The following is a 17,814-nucleotide window of genomic DNA, read 5'->3' on the forward strand; positions in this document are numbered from 1 at the left end:
GAGATGTGATGTCTGATCAATTTACAAGTCGTGAACAGCGACGTAAAGCAAGTCAAGAAAACAATAAGAAGCAAAAGAACAAAAAAGGCAAAAAGAAAGCAGGTCTATTTAAAAAAATATTTTTATCTTTACTCGTGATCGGTCTTCTTTGTTTAGTAGCCGGAATCACAACTTTTGCCGTTTTTGCATCAAGCGCTCCTTCTATTGATGATAGCAAGCTAAAAACGCCGTATTCTTCAAAACTTTACGATAAAGACAAAAAAGTCTTTGCAGAAGTCGGGGCGGAAAAAAGAACGTATGTCTCAATTAAAGATATACCCGACGTGGTAAAAGATGCGTTTATTGCCACTGAGGATGCACGTTTTTATAAACACCACGGGATTGATCCTATCCGTATTGGCGGTGCTCTTGTCGCAAACGTCGAGGACGGTTTTGGAGCAGAAGGTGGAAGTACGATTACACAGCAGGTTGTGAAGAACTCCCTGCTTAACAATCAAAAGACGTTAAAACGTAAAGTTCAGGAAGTGTGGCTCTCGATTCAGCTTGAGCAAAAATACTCTAAAGATGAAATTTTAGAAATGTATTTAAACCGTATTTTCTTCTCTCCTTATGCTTATGGGGTTGGGAAAGCGGCTGAACAATTTTTCGGAGTGACAGATTTAAATAAACTAACTGTAGCACAGGCTGCTACACTTGCGGGTATGCCGCAAAGTCCTTCTGCCTATAACCCTGTGAAACATCCAGAGGCAGCGGAAAAACGCCGTAATATCGTTTTAGGCCTAATGAAAAAACAAGGCTATATTTCAGAAAAAGATTATGAGGAAGCAAAAGCAACACCTGTCAGCAAAACCGTTGTTTCAGCTGATAAATATAAGAGTCAAAACTCAAGTAAGTACTCTGCTTATATTGAAGAAGTCATGGAAGAAGTACAGAAAAAAGCCAAAGTAGATGTATCAACAGATGGATTAAAAATCTATACTTCTCTTGATCGAAAAGCACAGGATCATCTGGATGACATCATCAATGGGGATTCAGCCGGATTTACGAAAGGTATGCAAGCTGGAGTCACCCTGCTAGATACAAAAAATGGTGAAATTCGTGCCATTGGCGGTGGACGTGATGTACCAGCCGGCGGCTTTAACTATGCCACTGATGCAAAACGCCAGCCGGGATCTACAATCAAACCAATTTTAGATTACGGCCCTGTTATTGAAAACAAAAAATGGTCAACATATCAGCAAATTGATGATGCGCCTTATACGTACTCTAACGGTACACCAATTAACAACTTTGACAGAAGACACTTAGGGAAAATGTCGATGAGAAGTGCTTTGGCACAATCACGAAACATCCCTGCTTTAAAAGCTTTCCAAGAAGCTGGTACAGATAATGCTGTTCAATTCGCCAATAACTTAGGTCTGGACTTACCTTCTGACATTCCTGAGTCTTACTCAATCGGCGGATTTGACGAAGGTGTCTCTTCACTTAAAATGGCTGGTGCATTTAGTGCATTCGGTAACAACGGATACTATAATGAACCGCATGCCGTAACGTCTGTTGAATTTAATGACGGAACGAAGCTTGACTTAACGCCAGACTCTAAAGCAGCCATGAGTGATTACACTGCATTTATGATCACAGATATGCTGAAAACTGCTGTACAATCTGGAACAGGTACACTCGCACAAGTACCGAATGTTCAAGTAGCTGGTAAAACAGGTACAACCAACTTTACACAAGATGATATTAATAAATACAACATCCCTTCTGGCGGTGCGAAAGATTCATGGTTTGTCGGTTACACACCGCAATACACAGCAGCTGTGTGGACCGGAATCGGCAACTCAAAAGATGCAGACGGCAAAATGTGGCTCACGGATTATGAGCAGCGTGTTGCCAAAGTGGTCTTCCAGAAATTAATTTCTCAAATTGATGATGGAAGCGGCTCATTTGAAAAGCCAGACAGTGTCGTTGAAGCAACGGTTGAAAAAGGATCAGATCCAGCGAAGTTAGCTGGACCAAACACACCAAGTGATAAGAAGACAACGGAATACTTCGTCAAAGGAACTGTCCCAACAAAAGTTTCTGACACATATGAAAAGAAAGAAGCTGACAAACCATCTGACTTAAAAGCGGTGTATGATGAAGAGAAAAAATCGATTACACTCACTTGGGGTTATGATGACGATGCAGATGCAACATTTAATGTGAAGCAAGCGATCGATGATGGCGGCTATAAAGACATTCAAAACAGCTCTTCTAAAGAAGCCGTCATCTCTGATGTAAAGCCAGGATCCACCTATAAATTCCAAGTGACAGCGACTGTAGACGATGTCACAAGTAAAGCTGCTTCTACCTTCCTCACCATTAAAGATGACGAAGAAGAGGAAGAAAAAGCAGATGATGAGAACAAAGAAGAAGAAGAGCCACAGCAACCTGATGATGAACAGACAGATCAAACAGATGATAATCAAAACCAAGGCACTGATGAGCAGAAGCCTGATGATAAAAAAGATCAAGATCAAGGCGGAAATACCGAAAACGGCAATGGCGGTTCAAGTGATGGCTCAGACAGTTCAAATGGGAACAGCAACTCACAGAGTGATGCCAATAAAGATAAAAAGAAAGACGACGAGAAAGCCAATTCTCAAAGCTCAAATACTCAGTCAAATTCTACTTCTCGCAAAGAAGACGAGTAACAAAAAAGCACTTGCCCTATGTGGCAAGTGCTTTTTTAACGATTTTGTTTTAACTTTCTGAGTGCTTCGTATTTTCCATACTGCTTTTTGAGCTCTGTGTATAACTCGTCCAATTGAATAAAGCAATGATATTGGGTAGGTTTAAGCAAAATAAACTCTAATCGTTCTGTCCAGTTAATGGGGGCTACTGGAAACGTCTGTTGTTTAATTTCCTCCCAATCAATGGTTTGAAGCTTCTCTCCTTTGATCCAGTAAAACATTGCAATCATACTGACAATGCCTTGCAGCATATCATCCTCTTCACACCGAGATTTTCTCGTTTGAAAGCGAGGAAGCATGTTGTCTTTTAATTCATTCCACAGATCAAACATTAAAGGAACAAATTCTTCCGTTTTCTGCCACGGTTGCTCATCTAGTAAAGGTTCTGAAGATAGATCAAATGCGAGTGGATTGGTTCTTAATATATCCTTTTTTTCGCCGCTGATCTCTACCTTTTTCTCTTTTAGCTTTTCGACATATGAGGTGAAAACAGCTACTCCGCTCATGCCAGCTTCACCAGCCCTTTTTTCAGCCTCTTCTGCCCTTCTCTGCACATATCAAGAAGTGGACAAGATTCACACTGTGGCCGCTGCGCCTTACAGTGATATCTGCCGAAAAAGATGAGACGATGATGGGTCACGGACCAATCCTCTTTTGGCACCTTCTTCATTAAGGTTTGCTCTACCTCAAGAACAGAATCCTTCCAGCGGCAAATCCCAAGTCGTTTGCTGACACGCTCGACATGTGTATCTACTGCAATGGCGGGAATTCCAAAAGCGACAGACACAACGACATTTGCTGTTTTCCGTCCAACCCCTGGGAGCTTGATTAGCTCATCTCGATCTCTTGGCACTTCACCGCCATAATCTTCAATCAGCATTTGGCTTAATTTTTGAATGTTTTTTGCCTTATTACGATAAAGACCGATCGAACGAATATCCTGCTGCAACTCTTCAAGCGGCACACTTAAATAGTCTTCTGGTGTTTTATATTTTTGAAATAGATGTTTGGTCACTTTGTTCACTAGAACATCTGTACATTGTGCTGAGAGTGCGACAGCAATCACTAGTTCAAATGGATTGGAATGAACAAGCTCACACTCAGCCTCTGGAAACATATCTCCTATAATATCTAAACATTCATTGATTTGTTTTTTTGATAACATGCCTTCTCCTTTATTGGTTATTGTTCCAGCCAATTATAAAAAGGAACTTGTCGTTTATAAGAAGATGTTTCTTCTTTTGAAGGTGGGGCTTTTTGCTGCGAACGGAAATGCTGGCTATGCTCTTTCGCTTCTTCCGCTGTTTTCAGCCCTTTCTTTTTCCACTCAAATAAAATTCGATCGATATAGCGGAAATTTAATTTTCCTGATAAAACGGCTTCTCTTAGAGCAAGACGAATCATCTCAGCATCATGATGGTCTTGGTCCATCCAGATCGAGAGTGTTTCCCCTTCAAGAGGAGAAAGTGGTCTGCCAAACTCATCTTCAAATAGCGCATATAAAGACTTTTCAGCCTGCACATGATTTTTTTGTACGTCTTTCGCCTGTTTTGCTTCTAAAAAGTCATACAGCACACCCCATAAGGGTTCTACCGAGTACCGGTCATGCTGAATACCAGACCTGTCTTCAAACGGCTGGATCGAAATAAACCCTTTTTGAATCAAATACTGCACCATATAAGCACATTCTTCGGCCGAAATGGTCATACCATGTGAAAGCTCTTCAAATGTCTGAAAAAAGACGCCTTGTTCTTCATTCATTTTAATCTTTAACATGACCATCATTTGTGATTCATTCAGTCCTAACTGCTCATAATGAGCAATCAGCAAATTAGGTAAACTGGTCGAACCCATTTTCTGCATTTCTATAAATTGCTGCCTTTTCATCGGATACACCTCTTCACTTTCAGTATATCACGTTTTCTCATACGTGCTGTCCTTAAGACGTTTGAAAAAGCCTCCATATGTTGGAGGCTTTCACGTCTTAAGGATATAAACGGTTTAATAATCTTGGGAATGGAATTGTTTCACGCACATGCGGCGCTCCGCTAATCCAAGCAACTGTTCGTTCAAGTCCAAGACCAAAACCTGAATGTGGTACAGAACCATACTGTCTTAATTCTGTGTACCATTTGTACGTTTCTTGATCTAACCCATGTTCTTTTAACCTTGCTTCAAGCAGATCTAAATCGTGAACACGTTCAGAACCGCCGATAATCTCTCCATAGCCTTCTGGCGCAATTAAATCTGCACAAAGGACGACATCATCACGGTCTGGTGCAGGCTGCATATAAAATGGTTTTAATGAGGTTGGGTAATGAGTGATAAAGACTGGTTTATCATAGCTTTCGGCGATCGCTGTTTCGTGCGGCGCACCGAAGTCATCTCCCCATTCAATGTCATCAAATCCTTTATCCTGCAAGAATTTAATCGCTTCATCATATGTGATGCGCGGGAATGGTGCTTTGATGTTTTCTAATTTTGCTGTATCACGGCCAAGTGTGTGCAGTTCTACTTTACAATTTTCAAGTACACTTTGAACAACGTGAGACACATAATTTTCTTGGTACTCAAGGTTCTCATTAAATTCAACAAATGCCATCTCAGGCTCGATCATCCAGAACTCGATTAAATGACGTTTCGTTTTCGATTTTTCAGCTCTAAATGTTGGACCGAATGAGAATACTTTTCCGAGTGCCATCGCAGCAGCTTCCATGTAAAGCTGTCCACTTTGAGAAAGGTATGCATCTTCATCAAAATATTTAGTAGCAAACAGCTCTGTTGTTCCTTCAGGAGCACTTCCTGTTAAGATTGGCGGATCCACTTTCACGAAGCCTTCTTGATGGAAAAACTCATATGTAGAACGAATAATTTCATTACGGATTTTCATAATGGCATGCTGTTTTTTAGAACGCAGCCATAAATGACGGTGATCCATTAAGAATTCTGTTCCATGTTCTTTTGGTGTAATTGGGTAATCTGTTGCTTCGTGAATCACTTCAATGGATTTCACTTGTAATTCAAAACCAAGTGGTGAACGTTCGTCTTTTGTTACTTGTCCTGTGACATAGACCGATGTCTCTTGTGTCACTGATTTCGCAAGCTTAAAGACTTCCTCTTCCACCTCTGCTTTTACAACGACTCCTTGAATAAAGCCTGTCCCGTCGCGAAGCTGCAAGAATGCAATTTTCCCGCTTGAACGTTTATTGGCAATCCATGCGCCGATTGTTACTTCTTCATCGACGTGTTTGAACACTTGATTAATAGTTGTTTTCAACATATTTCCCTCCAAAGCCAGAAAGAAACTCACCTTGTTAAATAGGTGTGATTCTTTTTTCATACATTTTATTATAACCGTTCTAAATCAGCATGGTCAACGCAAGACAGAAGAAACTACGGTGTTAAATTTTTTTCCACTCGTCCTGTCGTAAAATCAACATAGCTGAAACTATATTGGCTGTTCTCATTTAAGTACGTTACTTCCCAAAGGAGGACGTCACCTTCTCTTGCTAATTGAACATTTTTCAGCTTAGAAATGGTGTTCTCCTTTTGAACGGCTTGTACTGCTTGGTTTGAAGTAATGCCTTCTTTTGCTTTTTTAGCAATGACTTTTTCTTTTTTGCTGGCAGGTACCCACACATAGATCGCTTCATTTTGTTTGTTTTTACCTTCCACAATAAATTGCTTTTCTTTCCCAACAAAGGTATCCACTTGCTCTACTTGTGCTAATGATGCTTGCTTTTTTGCTCGTTCAATCGCTGACTCATGACCTTCTTCTTTTTGTCCCATGGCCATTTGATAAATCCACGAAAAGCTAATGATGCCAATGAGTAAAACGAGCGCAGCAACGGATGAAATAATCCAAACTATTTTTTTCATGTCAAGCTTCCCCTATGTGCGATATATGGTAAATATCGCTTGATTTTGATCTTCTTGATCTAATGCTAATCCAAACATAAGATCTTCCCTTTTAAGCGTTCTGTTCAGCAAATCGACGATTTTGTATAGGTCTTCTGAATGCTTAATTTGAACAGTTGAAAGTACCTCTATTTTACTTTCCACTTCTAATTCCTCCTCGGTACGTAAATATTGTTAGTCATACTTTTCAATGTGAGAACCGATACTATTTTTACAACGGAACATAAAAAGCCGTTACGATAAATTAACTCCAAACCCACACCAGTGAAAGGCCGCTTATGACAGCGGCTTTTCGTTGTTAAGCTTTTCTATATACGCCTCAAGCGACTCTTTGGACATCTCGTGAACTGGCGCATGATGAAGTGATTCTAAAAATAGTTTTCCATACGAAGCGGTTTTCACTCGGCGGTCTAAAATCAGCAATGTTCCGATGTCTTTTTCCGAACGCAGCAAGCGGCCTGCTCCTTGCTTAAAAGTTAACACAGCTTCCGGGAGAGCGACGGCTTTAAACGGATTCTTCCCCTGTTTTTTTGCCGCTTCACATTTTGCTTCAATGAGCGGTGAATCAGGCGGTCGGAAAGGAAGCCTTGCCATAATGACGGTCGTTAGCTCTGAGCCAGGAAAATCCACACCTTCCCAGAAACTCCCTGTTCCTAGCAAGATGGCCTGCTTCGCCAATTTGAACATTTTTGTCAATTTTACAGGGCTTCCGCCTGTCAAACCTTGAGCAAACAAGGCCGATTGCATACCTTCTGATTTCAACTCTTCATACACTGCTTTTAACATCTCATGTGAATTAAATAACACCAATATTTTCGCTTGATCCTGCTTTTCCATGATCTTAATATATGTTGCAGCTTGCTTCACATATTCGCGTTCATCACGGTTTGTGATCGGCGGCATGTCAGCCGGTACAACGACCTTAAGCTGTTTTTCAAGTTCAAAAGGTGAATCAATTTGGACAAGGTGCGGGTAAAAATCTTGCAGGCCAAATCGTTCCAAGCAATAATCAAAGCGTTGATTGATGGTAAGCGTCCCTGATGTGAGGACGACGCTTTTTTTGTTCATGAAGAACCGATCAGCTAGCAACTCCCCTGTATCTAGCGGTTGCGCGTGCATAAAGACAGCATTCTTGGCACCCTTTGCATCAATCTCAATCCAAACGGTTTCATCATTGTTTGGTTCAAAGATAAACCGGTACAGCGTACTGCAGAATGTCTGCATAAATGACATCACTTGATCGTATTCTTCTGCTTCAAATGCAAACTGCTCTATGAACTGATCACTTTTGTGAAGCAACTCATTTTTTTGCTGCTCATACAGTTTCTCACAAGCAATCAATAATGAACAAAGCTTACTCGCTGATTCTTTAATTCGGACCCACTGAGCATGTTTTGAATGATGACGGACTCTATGAATGAGACGATTGATGTCCGCTTTTGGTTTTGTCCTTTTGACAAAAGAATGTACGGTACTAAAAAATGCGTCACTTTCCATCTGCAGCTGCTGAAGATACTCGTCCATTTCAATAAAGGTGTCAGTTGATAAACCTGCCCCATGAAATCTCTTTTTCAATTTCTTAAGCAGCCCGCCATGCAAAGAGCCAAGCTGCGTTAATTTCGCATGAAGCTGGATATAAGACGCACTGTCACCTAGCGTTTCATTGGCTGTTTTTTCAAATTGGTGGGCCTCATCAATCACATAGACGTCTGCATCCTGAAAGATAGAGGCTCCTTCCGTTTGGGATAAAAGCAGACGGTGATTCGTCAAAATTAAGTCAGCGGTTTGAGCCTTTCGTTTAGCCCGTTCATAAAAACAATGTTCTTTAAAACGGCGTTTTTTCGATGTAAATGGCATGTGTACACAAGAGATACGGTCTTTTATATTTGCAGCTCCTGACGGTAAATTCAGTTCAGACAAATCACCTGTTTCAGTGACAAGGAGCCACATTAAAATTTGCGCTTTTGTTAAGACAACATCATAGTTATCATCTTCCTCATGCAGGACATGCTCAAACTTATCTAAACAAATATAATGTGCCCGCCCTTTAAACACACTGGCGGCTGGCTCAAATGGGAGCAATTGCTTGAGTAGCGGAACATCGCGCTGAAGCATTTGCTGCTGTAGTAAAATAGAATATGTACTGATAATGACAGGTTTTCCTGATTTCTTTGCTTCTAAAGCAGCTGGTATAAGATAAGCGAGTGTTTTCCCGATTCCTGGCGCCGCTTCAATTAACGCATAAGCTCTTTCATGGAACGCATCTCTTACTTTGTTCATCATCGTGAGCTGGCCTTCTCTTACTTCATAGCCTTCTAATGTTTGAGGAAGTTTCTCTTTTATCTCCTCGAACAGCTGCTCGTCGTCAGCACCTACTGCATATGTCGATTCAGTGATAGGATTGGTCACATCTTTCACAGCAAAAGATCCTACTTCTACAAGCGAATCATCCTGACTCGTGTGATTGGTTTCAAGCTGCTTAATTAAAAGTCCTATATCACTTAGAAGATAAGAGGATAATCTGCGCAGCTGTTTTAACACATTTGGCGGTGTATTCCTTAATTGATGTAATAAGGTTAAAAATAACATGGCAGTAACTTCCGCATCACTATCCGCCCTGTGCGGGTGGTCATGTGGAAGCATGAGCTCTTCGCTTAATTCAGTTAGCTTATAACCTTCAAGCTCAGGATAAAGAATTCTAGAAATTTCAACCGTATCAATCGCTAGCACATCCAGCTCATTTTTCCCGCATGCTTTTAGTTCATCGTTTAAAAAGTTCAAATCAAAATGAACATTGTGCGCAACAAAATAAGCGCCCTGTATGAGATCATACACCTCTTGGGCAATGTCCTCAAAAAACACCGCGTCATCAACCATGTGCTGTTTAATACCTGTCAGCTGTTCAATAAATCCAGGAATCGTTTTCCCTGGGTTCACATACTTTGAATACCGTTCGACAATTTGTCCATTTTCAATGACCACCGCAGCAATTTGAATGATTTTATCACCTTTTTTTGGTGAATTCCCGGTGGTTTCAATATCAACGACAACAAACCTTTGATCGGTCATAAAATGGACACCTCAATTCCTCGTTCCACTCATAGTGAAACACACTCTGGGCAATATAGCTGAAACAGAACAGCTTCCTTATGATAAAACTGTTCTGTTTCCATGTGAGCATGCGTTATAAAATCGTTCTCGCAGGCTCTTGCCCAATCATTTGTTCAATTTGATTTTGTTTATTTAACACGACCACTTTAGGTGTGTGCGATTTCGCTTCTTCCTCTGACAACAGCCCATAAGCGATAATAATGACTTCATCTCCTGGCTGAACCAATCTTGCTGCCGCACCATTTAAACAAATGACACCGCTCTTTCTTTCTCCAGGGATGATATATGTTTCAAGTCTAGCACCATTGTGATTATTGACAATTTGCACTTTCTCATTTGCCATCATGCCTGCCGCATCAAGCAAATCTTCGTCGATCGTAATACTGCCTACATAGTGTAAGTTTGCTTCAGTCACTGTCGCTTTATGAAGTTTCGAGGTCATAAAAGTTCTATACATGCTTTTCACCGCTTTCAGGAACATGGAAAATCACATTATCAATCAGTCTTGCCCGGGAGAACTTCACAGCAATGGCAATGATCACTTGGCCCGTTAAGTGCTGAAGGGGTTCAAGCTCTGGGTAGGAGTAAATGTCAATATAATCGATTTCTCCACTCGTTTGAAGAATCTCCTCTTCCACTAATTGATAAATACGATTTACATCATGTTCACCCTTTTCTACAGCTGTCTGTCCTTTTTTTAATGCCCGGTATAAAGCAGGTGCTTCTTGCCTTTCTGTTTCAGACAAATACACGTTTCTTGAACTTTTCGCTAAACCGTCTTCTTCTCGAACAGTAGGAACAGACACAAGGTGAAGATCAAAAAAGAAATCCTTGATCATCGCATCGATAACAGCGACTTGCTGTGCATCCTTTAGACCAAAGTATACATTGGTTGGTGCGACAAGGTGAAACAGCTTTGTCAGCACCGTGACAACGCCGTCGAAGTGTCCTGGGCGTTTCTTCCCGCATAAGACGTCTGTACGCTTTTGAACAGTCATCGTAATCGACGGCTCATCTTTGTACATTTCCTTCACTTCAGGTGTAAATAATATATCTACTCCAGCTTCTTCGGCAAGACGCTGGTCTCTTTCCATATCTCTTGGATAGGATTCAAAGTCTTCATTCGGTCCAAATTGCAATGGATTAACAAAGATGCTCATCACTACGATGTCATTTTGATCTCTTGCTTCTTTTGCAAGCGTCAGATGTCCTTCATGGAGGAAACCCATTGTAGGGACAAATCCAATGGAATGCTGCTTCTTTTGATGCTGCTTGATCATTTTTTTTAGTTCATGAATATGGGAGACAACCTTCATTCCTTAGTCCCCCCATATAAACCATCAAGGACTTCTTCTTTCATATGAAAGGTATGAGCATCCTCTGGGAATGTGCGTGCTTTTACTTCTTTTGTATATTGTATGAGCGCTTCTTCTAATACAGCATCGATTTGCGCGTATTGTTTCACAAATTTAGGTGTTCTAGACACACCGTACCCTACCACATCATGGTAAACAAGAACTTGTCCATCTGCTTCAGCCCCTGCCCCAATTCCGATCACAGGAATCTTTAGCATGTCAGTAATCCGTTTTGTCAGTTCACCAGGTACACACTCTAACACAAGGGCGATGGCGCCTGCTTCCTCACATTTCAGACTATCTTCAATCAATTTCTGTGCACTCTCTTTGTCTTTTCCTTGCACTTTATAGCCGCCAAGGACACCAACTGATTGGGGGGTGAGCCCTAAATGGCTTACAACAGGAATACCGCCTCTTGTAAGTGCTTGGATGGATTCAAATACTCCGTCTCCACCTTCAAGCTTTAAGGCATCAGCACCGCTTTCTTGCATAATGCGTGCTGCATTTTTCATCGTTTCTTCTAATGAATAATGATAAGACATAAATGGCATATCCGTCACAACAAATGTGTCTTTTGCGCCTCTTTTGACTGCTTTTGTGTGATGAATCATATCATCCATCGTCACTTGCACTGTGGAATCAAGTCCAAGGACAACCATCCCAAGAGAGTCACCAACTAAGATCATGTCGACTTCCGCTTTTTCCGCTTGCTTTGCAGCTGGATAGTCGTATGCTGTCAGCATCACAATAGGTTCGTTTTGTTCTTTCATTTTGAAAAAATCTAACTTTGTCTTCATTTGTTCCTCCTCATTCTGGAGAGGAGATGGCTTGTCTGATCTCACACGCTTTTATCTCTCATGTGCAGACGAATCATCCCTCTGTCCAAGTCCCTTAGGATCAAGGCAGAAATTTATCGAATTTTTCTTCCTAACAGGTACAGTTCTTTTTCAGATACTGCCCACACGAAGTATATCAAAAATGTGCCGGGTGTTCCACTTAAGTTGACTTGATCTCAATGTCAGCGGAGTAGATGTTTTGGATTCCGCCTTCCGTTTCGAGTAAAAGAACGCCTTCATCATTAATCCCAAGCGCCGTTCCAGCATATTGTACATTGACGGTGCGTGCGATGATACGCTTTCCAATGGTCATCGCATACGATTCCCATAATTGTTTGATCGGAGCAAAACCATAAGTCATATATTCATCATACCTTTTTTCAAAGGTGGACATGATGGTTTGAATCAATGCCGCTCTGTCTACCTTTTCACCCAGTTCCATTTGCAAACTCGTCGCAACATCCTTTAATTCTTCAGGAAAATCATTAGCCGTCTGATTCACGTTAATGCCTGGACCAATAATGACTGCGTGAACTTGGTCAGCTTCTGCTTTTAATTCAGTCAAAATACCAACGACCTTTTTTCCGTTTAGCAAAATATCGTTTGGCCATTTGATCGATGGACTGAGACCCGTTTGCTGCGCTATGGCTTCAGCGATCGCGACAGATGCTAAAAGCGTCATTTGCGGCGCTTTGTGCAGCGGTATTTCTGGCCGGAGAATCAAACTCATCCATATGCCTGTCCCATTTGGTGAGTGCCACGTTCTTTGAAGGCGTCCTTTTCCGTTTGTCTGATGATCACTGACAACAAGCGAGCCGTGCGGGGCTCCTTTATTGACGAGGTCATGGGCAATGAGCTGAGTTGAGGCGACTTCTTCTTGAAAATAAATATGCCTGCCAAACAGCTCTGTTTCCAAACCAAACAGAATTTCGTCTTCACTAATTTTGTCCGGTTTACGAAGCAGCCGGTATCCTTTTCTTCTGACCGCCTCGACCTCATATCCCTCTTTTCGCAAATCCTCTATATGCTTCCATACTGCCGTTCGGGAGCAGCCAAGCTCATCACATATTTGCTGGCTTGAGACAAAATCTTGCTCAGATGCTGTAAATAGTTCAATTAATCGTTTTCTAATCGCTGATCGCACGCTATGAGCCACTCCTCTATGGCTTCTTTTCGGTTTTCAAGCTGGTTTTGCAAAACGGCTTTTTTCACAGAAGCAAGCTCTTCTGCAATCCATTTACCAGCTGGCTTTTGCCGAAAGGCCATCAAATCTTTTCCTGACACTGCAAGGTCTTGAAGCTGTTTAATCGGCAGCGCATCATATGAACGTTTCGCCGCCTCCAGCTCATCAAAGAAAATGCGACGCTCATGTTTGAGCTGCGTGATTTTCATACTAGAAAGCAGGACATGTTCACCAGCTTCAAACATTTTTTCCGCATCCCAGTCACAATCAACATATTTGCTAATAGCAACGGCTTCTTTTAAAAGTTTCGTTGATAACTTCCATTCTTTTAAAAAGGACACCGCCTCCGCCTCATCTAGACCAAGTAAATGGATAAAGGCTCCCCACACCTCATCTAACCCATCCAATAAATAATACGGGAAAGCTTGGAACGTTTCATTCAGCTGATCCTTTTTGAGGCCGGGCAATTCTTCATACAATTTGGTGGAGATGAGCACCTTGATGGCTTGCTCACAGTAGCGGCCTTTTAAAAGTTTTTCCATTTCGATTTTTTTGCGTTCAACAGAGATGTTGGCAAGCAGATGTTTATCTTTTTTCATTGCTTCTTCCGTCTCTTTAGAAAGCTCAAACCCGAGCTGGCTTAAAAACCGCACCGCTCTCATCATCCGAAGCGCGTCTTCTTGAAAGCGGCACGCAGGATCTCCAACCGTTTGAATCCGTCTTCGCTTAATATCCCGCTTGCCGCCTACATGGTCAATGATGTCACCATGAATATCCATGGCTACTGCATTGATCGTTAAATCTCTTCTTAAAAGATCTTCTTTTAGTGATGAAATAAACGCCACTTCTTTAGGCCGGCGAAAGTCTTCATATTCTGATTCAGTCCGAAACGTAGTGACCTCATAGCTGACCCCGTCAAGTAAAACAATAACAGTGCCATGCTCTTTGCCGACATCTACTGTTTTATCAAATAAAGACTCCACCACATCAGGTGTGGCATCTGTCGCAATATCGATATCCCCAACTTCCCTGCCTAAAAGGACATCTCTCACCGCACCGCCGACAAAATAAGCTTGATACCCATGTTCGTGCAGTGTATGTAAAATAGGGATCGCATGTGTGAATGGTTCATTCATCTTCAACATCACCTTCGATCAATTCTAAGTAAAGCTCTTCATACTCTCTCACAATTTTGTCAGAAGAGAAATTGGCTTCCACACTAGACTGGGCTGCCATCGATATTTGCTGATGGAGCGCATTGTCTTTCAGAATAGTGATGGCATGTTTTGCTGCTCCATCTACATCACCAAGCGGAACAAGGAATCCTGTCTCTCCATGTGCAATCACCTCTGGAATTCCTCCAACGTCTGTTCCTATACAAGGTACTCCGCATGCCATTGCTTCAAGTAGTACAAGACCAAAACTCTCTTTCTCAGAAAGCAGCAGCTTCAAATCACTAATCGAATAGAGCTCCTCCACTTTCTCTTGCTTTCCTAAAAATAACACGCGGTCCGTTAATCCAAGCTTTTTCACAAGCTCGCAAACAACCGATTTTTCAGGTCCGTCCCCAATCAGTAGCAGTTTTGCATTCACCTGTTCAGAAATCTGTTTAAACACATGGATCACGTCATGCACCCGCTTCACTTTACGGAAATTTGATACATGGATGACGACCTTCTCATCCTGCAGAAGACCATAATGCGTCTTCAGCACTTCGTGATCTTCACGCAAATATACGCGCTCATCGACGAAATTATGGATCGTATCAATTTTTTTATTCGGTTTAATCAGATCGTATGTCTGCGCAGCTAATGAATGTGATACAGCCGTTACGCGGTCAGATGATTCGATCGCAAACCGGATGACTTCCTTTAAAGATGGGTCATAGCCTAAAACCGTAATATCCGTCCCGTGAAGCGTGGTGACGACTTTGACAGACTGTCCAGTCATTTGCTTAGCTAAGAACGCACAGACGGCGTGAGGGACCGCATAATGCGCATGAATAATATCAAGCTTCTCTCGTTTTGCCACTTCTGCGAGTTTACTTGCCAGTGCAAGGTCATAAGGCGGATATTGAAACACAGCATATTGATTGACATCCACCTCATGAAAATAAATATTCGGATACACTTTATTGAGTCTAAACGGAATACTTGAGGTAATGAAATGAACATCGTGCCCTTTTTCAGCTAAACGTTTTCCAAGCTCTGTGGCAATAATGCCCGAACCGCCAACACTCGGATAACAAGTGATTCCGATCTTCAATTTTTTCATAATTACCCCCCAAGTAAGTCATCGTCCATCAAAAGTGGCTTCTTTGTCAGAAACCCTTCTGCAAAAGGTTTATTGACTTCCCTTCCATACATCGACTCTCTCATTTTGACAAAATCGATATAACCATTTACAAGCGGTGTCTCCACTGAACTCTCTGTTTTGACAAATTGGCTTTTATACGCATGTAAGCTATCAATTTTTTGCTTCATCTCGTCTGAGATATCGATCACAAAATCTGGACGATGGTGGCCATTAATCATGTAATAATACATCTGGCTTATTTTATGCGCTGGCTGCTTGTATGAATCTTCAAATTTATGTATACCTGCAGAAAAAGCGGCCTCTTCTACAAGTGAACCCGCATGACCATGATCAGGATGTCGATCTTGGTGGTGCGGGGCAAAAATAAGTCTCGGTTTGTATGTTCGGATGACACCTGCAATTTCTTTCATCGCTTCGTCATTCAGATAAAGTCCTCTATCTGGCAACGTGAGCTGGATTCGAGTCGTGACGCCTAAAATGGCAGCGGCTGCTCTGGCCTCTTCTTTTCGGCTTTCAACCGTTCCGTTTGAAGATAATTCAGCCTGAGTCAAGTCACAAATCCCAACACGTGCCCCTTTTTTTACGTATTTTGCAATCGTTCCACCCATACCGATCTCTACATCATCGCTATGGGCACCGAATGCAAGGATATCAAGTGGTTTCATGCGTTCCTCCGTTTTTTGCTACATCTCGAAAATCAAACGTACCTTTATTTAAATTCCTGACTAAAATTTCAGCAGTCCCCATATTGGTTGCTAATGGGATGGCATACACATCGCAAAGCCGGATGAGTGCAGATACATCCGGTTCATGCGGCTGTGCAGTGAGAGGGTCTCTAAAAAAGAGCACAAGATCCATTGCATTATCAGCAATCATAGCACCGATCTGCTGATCTCCTCCAAGTGGTCCTGATTGGAAACGATGAATGGGCAGCCCAGTCGCTTCTTTCACTCTTAAACCTGTGGTTCCTGTTGCATAAAGTGTATGATCTGCCAAAAGATCTCGATACGCAATGGCGAATTGAATCATGTCACTTTTTTTCTTATCGTGAGCGATTAAAGCAATGTTCATCAGGGGTCCACTCCTTATTAGTCGATAATATTTTCTAAGCCATAGACGAGTTGATCAATATGCATCACCTGTTCAACAGAAAGCTTCACACCTGACATAAATGATGCACGGTTATAAGAATCATGACGGATCGTGAGCGTCTGTCCGTCCATTCCAAACAGCACTTCTTGATGTGCAATCATGCCTGGAAGTCTTACGCTGTGAAGGCGGATGCCATCATAATCTGCTCCTCGTGCACCTTCGATTAGTTCTTTTTCTTCAGGGTGCCCCTGCTTTTTGCTTTCTCTTACTTCTGCGATCATTTCAGCTGTTTTTAGTCCTGTACCGCTCGGAGCGTCCAATTTTTTATCATGATGAAGCTCAATGATTTCAACATCAGGAAAATAATTTGCTGCCATTTTGGCAAACTTCATCATTAAAACAGCACCAACAGCAAAGTTAGGCGCAATAATACAGCCTATCCCTTTTTCTTCTGTTAATTGCTGAAGTTCTTTTAGGTCGTCTTCTGAAAAACCTGTTGTGCCTACGACTGGACGTACGCCATGTTCAAGGGCTTTTTTTGTATGTACTTTCCCGATTTCTGGGGTCGTCAAATCAATTAATACATCCGGTGCTGTTTCTGAAAGACACACGTCAATATCCGTATAAATGGGCGCATCAGATGTTGTATGAAGCACATCAGATAGCTTTTTCCCCTCATGTGTGTGATCAAGTGCTGCTACCAGTTCAAAATGGCTTGTTTCTTCTGCCAGCTTGACAGCCTCTATCCCCATTCTTCCTCTTGCTCCAGCGATTACGACTTTGATGGTTTGATTCGTCATCTTCTCTACTTCCCTTCTTTTTTCGTCCAGCGGTCTTTGTCTCTTGTATTGAATTTATGCATCACACGATCATGGGCTTCTTCAAGTGATATATTGAGTGAATTGGCAAGGCATGTTAACACAAACAGCACATCGCCAATTTCTTCTTCCATGCTTTTTTCTGTTTCCGTTGTTTTTTTCGGCTTTTCTCCATAGTAATGGTTGACCTCTCTTGCCAGCTCACCTAATTCTTCTGTCAGACGGGCCATCATGGCAAGCGGGCTGAAATAGCCTTCTTTAAATTGTCCTATGTAATCATCTACTTCTTGCTGCACGTGACGCAGCGTTTTTTCATTCGTCATGAAGCTCATCCTCCTATCCATCTCTTACATGTTAGCGAAATCATAAATATTTGACAAATGTTTAAAACTCAGTTTGCTTGTTTCTCTTCCATACCATATAATATTATCGCTGTCTAAGCAAAAA

18 protein-coding genes are annotated in these 17,814 nt (G+C 41.8%); 1 reads left to right on the forward strand and 17 read right to left on the reverse strand.

The window, feature by feature from the left end; translation table 11 throughout:
* Window positions 1-8 precede the first annotated feature (8 nt).
* Window positions 9-2,699, forward strand: coding sequence for a PBP1A family penicillin-binding protein (locus tag V7L95_RS16900; RefSeq protein ID WP_340967479.1), 2,691 nt, complete (start codon window positions 9-11; stop codon window positions 2,697-2,699).
* Between the two features lie 35 nt (window positions 2,700-2,734).
* On the opposite strand, the gene V7L95_RS16905 is transcribed toward V7L95_RS16900, so the two are convergent.
* The 17 genes from V7L95_RS16905 to V7L95_RS16985 all read right to left on the reverse strand — a co-directional run bounded on the left by V7L95_RS16905 (window position 2,735) and on the right by V7L95_RS16985 (window position 17,690).
* Window positions 2,735-3,244, reverse strand: a complete 510-nt coding sequence (locus V7L95_RS16905) for a YpoC family protein (protein ID WP_017367488.1) — start codon at window positions 3,242-3,244, stop codon at window positions 2,735-2,737.
* On the reverse strand, window positions 3,241-3,903 hold the full coding sequence (gene nth / locus V7L95_RS16910; protein WP_008344602.1) for an endonuclease III: 663 nt from the start codon (window positions 3,901-3,903) through the stop codon (window positions 3,241-3,243). Before nth ends, V7L95_RS16905 begins: the two co-directional genes overlap by 4 nt.
* A 17-nt stretch (window positions 3,904-3,920) precedes the next feature.
* Complete coding sequence (locus tag V7L95_RS16915; RefSeq protein ID WP_017367489.1) at window positions 3,921-4,625, reverse strand: DnaD domain-containing protein; 705 nt, start codon at window positions 4,623-4,625, stop codon at window positions 3,921-3,923.
* 97 nt (window positions 4,626-4,722) lie between these two features.
* Window positions 4,723-6,015, reverse strand: a complete 1,293-nt coding sequence (asnS, locus tag V7L95_RS16920; RefSeq protein ID WP_026050104.1) for an asparagine--tRNA ligase — start codon at window positions 6,013-6,015, stop codon at window positions 4,723-4,725.
* 116 nt (window positions 6,016-6,131) lie between these two features.
* The gene (gene tseB, locus V7L95_RS16925; protein ID WP_035702939.1) at window positions 6,132-6,617 is read right to left on the reverse strand and encodes a cell wall elongation/penicillin-binding protein regulator TseB; all 486 of its coding nucleotides are present in this window, start codon (window positions 6,615-6,617) and stop codon (window positions 6,132-6,134) included.
* Window positions 6,618-6,629: 12 nt separating this feature from the next.
* Window positions 6,630-6,800, reverse strand: coding sequence for a YpmA family protein (locus tag V7L95_RS16930; RefSeq protein ID WP_008344594.1), 171 nt, complete (start codon window positions 6,798-6,800; stop codon window positions 6,630-6,632).
* Between the two features lie 132 nt (window positions 6,801-6,932).
* Window positions 6,933-9,725: an ATP-dependent DNA helicase DinG gene (dinG, locus tag V7L95_RS16935; RefSeq protein WP_129548355.1), complete on the reverse strand. Its 2,793-nt coding sequence runs from the start codon at window positions 9,723-9,725 to the stop codon at window positions 6,933-6,935.
* A gap of 115 nt (window positions 9,726-9,840) precedes the next feature.
* A complete protein-coding gene (panD, locus tag V7L95_RS16940) occupies window positions 9,841-10,224 on the reverse strand; it encodes an aspartate 1-decarboxylase (protein WP_113747231.1) in 384 nt (127 codons plus the stop codon).
* Entirely contained in the window at window positions 10,217-11,083 is an 867-nt protein-coding gene (gene panC / locus V7L95_RS16945) for a pantoate--beta-alanine ligase (RefSeq protein ID WP_056704660.1), read from the reverse strand. The genes panD and panC overlap by 8 nt, the downstream gene beginning before the upstream one ends.
* Entirely contained in the window at window positions 11,080-11,919 is an 840-nt protein-coding gene (gene panB / locus V7L95_RS16950) for a 3-methyl-2-oxobutanoate hydroxymethyltransferase (RefSeq protein WP_017367493.1), read from the reverse strand. The genes panC and panB overlap by 4 nt, the downstream gene beginning before the upstream one ends.
* Before the next feature lie 199 nt (window positions 11,920-12,118).
* Window positions 12,119-13,102 (reverse strand): biotin--[acetyl-CoA-carboxylase] ligase, encoded by a 984-nt coding sequence (locus V7L95_RS16955; RefSeq protein ID WP_340967492.1) that lies wholly within the window; start codon window positions 13,100-13,102, stop codon window positions 12,119-12,121.
* Window positions 13,075-14,277: a CCA tRNA nucleotidyltransferase gene (locus V7L95_RS16960; protein WP_017367495.1), complete on the reverse strand. Its 1,203-nt coding sequence runs from the start codon at window positions 14,275-14,277 to the stop codon at window positions 13,075-13,077. The genes V7L95_RS16955 and V7L95_RS16960 overlap by 28 nt, the downstream gene beginning before the upstream one ends.
* Window positions 14,270-15,415: an N-acetyl-alpha-D-glucosaminyl L-malate synthase BshA gene (gene bshA, locus V7L95_RS16965; protein WP_046527071.1), complete on the reverse strand. Its 1,146-nt coding sequence runs from the start codon at window positions 15,413-15,415 to the stop codon at window positions 14,270-14,272. The genes V7L95_RS16960 and bshA overlap by 8 nt, the downstream gene beginning before the upstream one ends.
* A gap of 2 nt (window positions 15,416-15,417) precedes the next feature.
* A complete protein-coding gene (gene bshB1, locus V7L95_RS16970; RefSeq protein ID WP_024718519.1) occupies window positions 15,418-16,122 on the reverse strand; it encodes a bacillithiol biosynthesis deacetylase BshB1 in 705 nt (234 codons plus the stop codon).
* Window positions 16,109-16,528 (reverse strand): methylglyoxal synthase, encoded by a 420-nt coding sequence (mgsA, locus tag V7L95_RS16975; protein WP_035702930.1) that lies wholly within the window; start codon window positions 16,526-16,528, stop codon window positions 16,109-16,111. Before mgsA ends, bshB1 begins: the two co-directional genes overlap by 14 nt.
* Window positions 16,529-16,545: 17 nt before the next feature.
* Window positions 16,546-17,349: a 4-hydroxy-tetrahydrodipicolinate reductase gene (gene dapB, locus V7L95_RS16980; RefSeq protein ID WP_017359745.1), complete on the reverse strand. Its 804-nt coding sequence runs from the start codon at window positions 17,347-17,349 to the stop codon at window positions 16,546-16,548.
* Between the two features lie 5 nt (window positions 17,350-17,354).
* Complete coding sequence (locus tag V7L95_RS16985; protein WP_008344575.1) at window positions 17,355-17,690, reverse strand: nucleotide pyrophosphohydrolase; 336 nt, start codon at window positions 17,688-17,690, stop codon at window positions 17,355-17,357.
* Window positions 17,691-17,814: the final 124 nt, after the last annotated feature.

This window comes from Bacillus sp. PPSBB_11, assembly GCF_038023285.1.
Lineage (GTDB): Bacteria > Bacillota > Bacilli > Bacillales > Bacillaceae > Bacillus > Bacillus altitudinis.

Excerpts from the sequence above, each read along its gene's own strand:
- V7L95_RS16900 (WP_340967479.1), top strand. The coding sequence starts at position 9 with ATGTCTGATCAATTTACAAGTCGTGAACAGCGACGTAAAGCAAGTCAA.
- V7L95_RS16905 (WP_017367488.1), bottom strand. The coding sequence starts at position 3,244 with ATGAGCGGAGTAGCTGTTTTCACCTCATATGTCGAAAAGCTAAAAGAG.
- nth (WP_008344602.1), bottom strand. The coding sequence starts at position 3,903 with ATGTTATCAAAAAAACAAATCAATGAATGTTTAGATATTATAGGAGAT.
- V7L95_RS16915 (WP_017367489.1), bottom strand. The coding sequence starts at position 4,625 with ATGAAAAGGCAGCAATTTATAGAAATGCAGAAAATGGGTTCGACCAGT.
- tseB (WP_035702939.1), bottom strand. The coding sequence starts at position 6,617 with ATGAAAAAAATAGTTTGGATTATTTCATCCGTTGCTGCGCTCGTTTTA.
- dinG (WP_129548355.1), bottom strand. The coding sequence starts at position 9,725 with ATGACCGATCAAAGGTTTGTTGTCGTTGATATTGAAACCACCGGGAAT.
- panD (WP_113747231.1), bottom strand. The coding sequence starts at position 10,224 with ATGTATAGAACTTTTATGACCTCGAAACTTCATAAAGCGACAGTGACT.
- panC (WP_056704660.1), bottom strand. The coding sequence starts at position 11,083 with ATGAAGGTTGTCTCCCATATTCATGAACTAAAAAAAATGATCAAGCAG.
- panB (WP_017367493.1), bottom strand. The coding sequence starts at position 11,919 with ATGAAGACAAAGTTAGATTTTTTCAAAATGAAAGAACAAAACGAACCT.
- V7L95_RS16960 (WP_017367495.1), bottom strand. The coding sequence starts at position 14,277 with ATGAATGAACCATTCACACATGCGATCCCTATTTTACATACACTGCAC.
- bshA (WP_046527071.1), bottom strand. The coding sequence starts at position 15,415 with ATGAAAAAATTGAAGATCGGAATCACTTGTTATCCGAGTGTTGGCGGT.
- bshB1 (WP_024718519.1), bottom strand. The coding sequence starts at position 16,122 with ATGAAACCACTTGATATCCTTGCATTCGGTGCCCATAGCGATGATGTA.
- mgsA (WP_035702930.1), bottom strand. The coding sequence starts at position 16,528 with ATGAACATTGCTTTAATCGCTCACGATAAGAAAAAAAGTGACATGATT.
- dapB (WP_017359745.1), bottom strand. The coding sequence starts at position 17,349 with ATGACGAATCAAACCATCAAAGTCGTAATCGCTGGAGCAAGAGGAAGA.
- V7L95_RS16985 (WP_008344575.1), bottom strand. The coding sequence starts at position 17,690 with ATGACGAATGAAAAAACGCTGCGTCACGTGCAGCAAGAAGTAGATGAT.